This is a genomic window from Caulobacter sp. (assembly GCF_049283275.1).
Taxonomy (GTDB): domain Bacteria; phylum Pseudomonadota; class Alphaproteobacteria; order Caulobacterales; family Caulobacteraceae; genus Caulobacter.
In genome coordinates this window covers 1-3,333 of record NZ_JBAPVS010000143.1, presented here as the reverse complement: position 1 = coordinate 3,333, position 3,333 = coordinate 1, and the positions used below count along the sequence as shown (strand labels likewise).

The window sequence follows — 3,333 nt, the reverse complement described above, 5'->3', positions numbered from 1 at the left end:
ATCCTCCCCCTCTGGGGGAGGTGGCCCGAAGGGCCGGAGGGGGCTCGCGGCATGAAGCTCCTCGCCCCCCTGATCCTGATCGCCCTGCTGCTGGCCGTCTGGGAAACCGCCTGCCGCGTGCTCGCGGTCCCCGTCTATCTCCTGCCCGCCCCGTCGGCGATCGGCGCCGCCCTGGCCGAGGGCTGGCCGCTGCTGCTGGCCAGCGCCTGGAACACCCTGTCGACCGCCTTGGTCGGCCTGGCCCTGGCCAGCGCCCTGGCCTGCGGCCTGGCGTTGGCGGTCAGCCTGAACCCGACCGTCGAGGAAGCCGTGCGTCCCGTGGCCGTCACCCTGCAGGTCACGCCGCTGGTGGCCATCGGACCGCTGATGACCATCTGGGCCGGGATCGAACATCCGCAGCGCGCCGTCGTCGCCCTGGCGGCCGTGGCCGCCTTCTTCCCGATCTTCTCGGGCGCCCTGACCGGCCTCAAAGCCACGGACCAGGACCTGTCGCGCCTGTTCGATCTGTATGGCGCGCGCCGCACCCAACGCCTGTGGCGCCTGCGCCTGCCCTCGGCCGTGCCGGCCCTGCTGGAGGGTCACAAGGTGGCGGCCGGTCTGGCCGTCGTCGGGGCCGTGGTCGCCGAGTTCGTGGCCGGATCGGGCGGCAATCAGGGCCTGGCCTGGCGGATCCTGGAGGCCTCGAACCGCCTGCAGACCGCGCGGGTGTTCGCCGCCCTGGCGGTGCTGGCCGTGCTGGGCGTGGCGCTGCATGGTCTTCTGAGCCTGGGCGAACGCCGCCTGCTGGCCTGGTGGCGCGGCCGCTGATCACCGCCGCCCAACGTCGAAAATACGACATAACGCCACAATCTTTTGGCGAGATCGGGCCGCGTTAGGTCAAGATTAAGCCCACCCGCCTATCAATCGGACCGATCCCGCGCTCGTTTCGGACCGGTTCATGCGCCTCGCCCTGCTCCTGCCCGTGCTGTTCAGCGTCGCCGCCCCGGCGTACGCCAGGAGCGCGCGCGGCGGCGGCGGCCAAGATGGCGCCAAGCCCCGGGGCAAAGGCCTTTGATCCAGTCGCGCCTCCATGACCTGATCGCCCTGGCCGATGAACCCTCCAGCGCGCGCCGCCGCGAACTGCTGCGCGGCGTCACCGACCTGTTCTTCGCCGCCGATGGTCATGGCGAGGTCGAGATGGGTCTGTTCGACGACGTGATGGGCCAGCTGGCCGGCGACATGGAAGAGGCCGTGCGGATCGAGCTGGCCGAGCGCCTGGGCGCCAGCGCCGCCCCGCCGCCGTCCCTGACCCGGACCCTGGCCAGCGACAACATCGCCATCGCCCGCCCAATCCTGGAAGGCGCGCCCCAGCTCAGCGACGCCGATCTGCTGCACGTGGCCCGCACCCAGGGCCAGGACCACCTGCGCGCCATCTCACAGCGCTCCGTGGTGCCCAGCCAGGTGTCAGACGCCATCGTCGAACGCGGCGACGACACTACCCTGGGCGTGCTGCTGCGCAACGAGGGCGCGGTGCTGTCGCGCGAGGCCCACGAGGCGGCGGTCGACCGCGCGGCGGTCAATCCCGACCTGCACGAGGCGGTGATCGACCGCAAGGCCATGCCCATGGACCTGCTCAACGAGATGTACTTCGTGGCCGAGGCGCGCCTGCGCGACCGGATCATGGAGCGCAACGCCGATGTCGATCCGGCCATTCTGGAAGCGGCCCTGAAGGCCGGCCGCAACCGCGTCGCCGCCGGCGACGGCGCCCTGCCGGCCGACTACCAGGCGGCGGTCAAGGCGATCGTGGCGCTGAAGACCCGCGACGCGATCACGCCCCAGGCCCTGGTCGCCATGCTGCGCGCCAACAAGACCAGCCAGTTCCTGGTCGCCCTGGCCGAACTGGCCGACATCGACTTCCACACCGCCCGCCGGATCATCGAGCGCCGCGAGCTGGACGCCCTGTCGGTGGTCTGCAAGGCGGCCGACTTCGACCGCGCCCTGTTCCTGACCTTCGCCCTGCTGATCCTGGACCCGAACGACAACGCCATGGGCAAGGCCAAGGACTATGGCGAGCTCTACGCCGCCCTGCCCCGCGAGGCGGCCCTGCGCACCATCCGCTTCTGGCGCATGCGCCGTTCGAGCGGCGAGGTCGCGGCGGCCTAGGGCCGCTCGCCTCGGGAGGAGCCGCCTAGCGGATGCGGATGCGGATCGGCACGTCGATGAACGAGCCGGCGCGGCTCTTGCCGTCGGGCCCCATCAACTCGACCTGGAACTGCGAGGCCATCGACAGAGCCGCCTGGCCCACGCCCATGGCGGCCGGGAACTCGCTTTGCACCGAACAGGCGGTCAGACCGCCGTCGCGCTTGACCATGCAGCTGAGCATCGCTTCGGCGATCTGGGGCTGAACGTCGCGAACCTGGGTCACGGCGGGCTGGGCGGCCGATTGGGCGACAGGCGTCGGAACGATCGAAACAGCGGCGGCGGCAAGCAACGAAGCGATCACTGAGTCTTCCCTACAGGTTCTTGGGTCCGGCCCGTTGGAGGCCGTCCGGTTTCATTTTGGGTCAGGCGGCGTGGGCCTGCTTGACCCGTTGCAACCCCTGAGCCGCCAGGTCGGTCAGTGACCGCAGGCCCAGCTCGGCGAAGATGTCGAAAGCGCTGGCCAGGGCCATCGCGGCGCGATCGAGACGGCCGTCGTCGCGGCCGGTGATCTCGACCCGGGCCTCGTAGAGACGGGCCAGGTTCATCTGGGTCACGGCCCAGGCGGCCGGATCGCGCGCGCCGGGGGTCGCCACCAACTCGGCCTTGAAGGCCATTTCGGCGGCGTCCAGCACGGCCAGGTCGGCGGTCAGCTCGGCGCTGCGGGCCAGACTGAGGGCGCGGTTGTTGGCGACCACGGCGCGCAGGGCCAGGGCCGGCTGGACCTTGAGAATGTGCGAGGCGCGGTCGTAGCAGGTGACCGCCCGCTCGAAGCAGCGCTCGGAGGTCGTCGCCTCGCCCATGGCCTGCAAGCCGGCGCCCAGGGCGGCCTGGCCTCGGGCCCAGTCCATCGGGCTGTGGTCGGCGGTGACTGACTCCAGGGCGCCGGCCAGGGCCTCGACCCCGTCGGCGATGTGGTTGATCTCGCCGTCCAGCTCGCCCAGCTGCACCAGGGCCGTGCCCCGCAGGGTCTCCAGGCGCGACCAGGCCAGGGGCTCGAAATCAGGATCCAGGCCGGCCTCGGCGGTCTTGGCCTCCTCCAGCGCCACTTCGGTCAGGGCGCGGTCCTTCAGGCGGGCGGCGCAGGCCAGCAGCAGTTCGACGCGGGCGGCGCGCTGGTCGGCCAGCAGCAGGCGCGAGGCCCCGCCCTTGACG

Annotated in this window: 3 protein-coding genes and 1 pseudogene; 2 read left to right on the top strand and 2 right to left on the bottom strand. The window is 71.5% G+C overall.

The genetic code is table 11. The annotated features are described in order from the left end of the window. The first annotated feature begins 51 nt into the window (after window positions 1–51). Both WAL33_RS07400 and WAL33_RS07395 read left to right on the top strand, forming a co-directional pair. Entirely contained in the window at window positions 52–807 is a 756-nt protein-coding gene (locus tag WAL33_RS07400; protein ID WP_422179984.1) for an ABC transporter permease, read from the top strand. 243 nt (window positions 808–1,050) lie between these two features. After that, the gene (locus WAL33_RS07395) at window positions 1,051–2,142 is read left to right on the top strand and encodes a DUF2336 domain-containing protein (protein WP_422179982.1); all 1,092 of its coding nucleotides are present in this window, start codon (window positions 1,051–1,053) and stop codon (window positions 2,140–2,142) included. A gap of 25 nt (window positions 2,143–2,167) precedes the next feature. Here WAL33_RS07395 and WAL33_RS07390 read toward each other — a convergent pair whose 3' ends face one another. Beyond that, complete coding sequence (locus WAL33_RS07390) at window positions 2,168–2,482, bottom strand: hypothetical protein (protein ID WP_422179980.1); 315 nt, start codon at window positions 2,480–2,482, stop codon at window positions 2,168–2,170. A 61-nt stretch (window positions 2,483–2,543) separates the two neighbouring features. Beyond that, window positions 2,544–3,333: pseudogene (locus WAL33_RS07385) on the bottom strand (hypothetical protein); the annotation flags it as partial.

Bases quoted from the DNA above. Each gene is read 5' to 3' on its own strand.
- WAL33_RS07400 (WP_422179984.1), top strand. From the start codon at position 52: ATGAAGCTCCTCGCCCCCCTGATCCTGATCGCCCTGCTGCTGGCCGTC.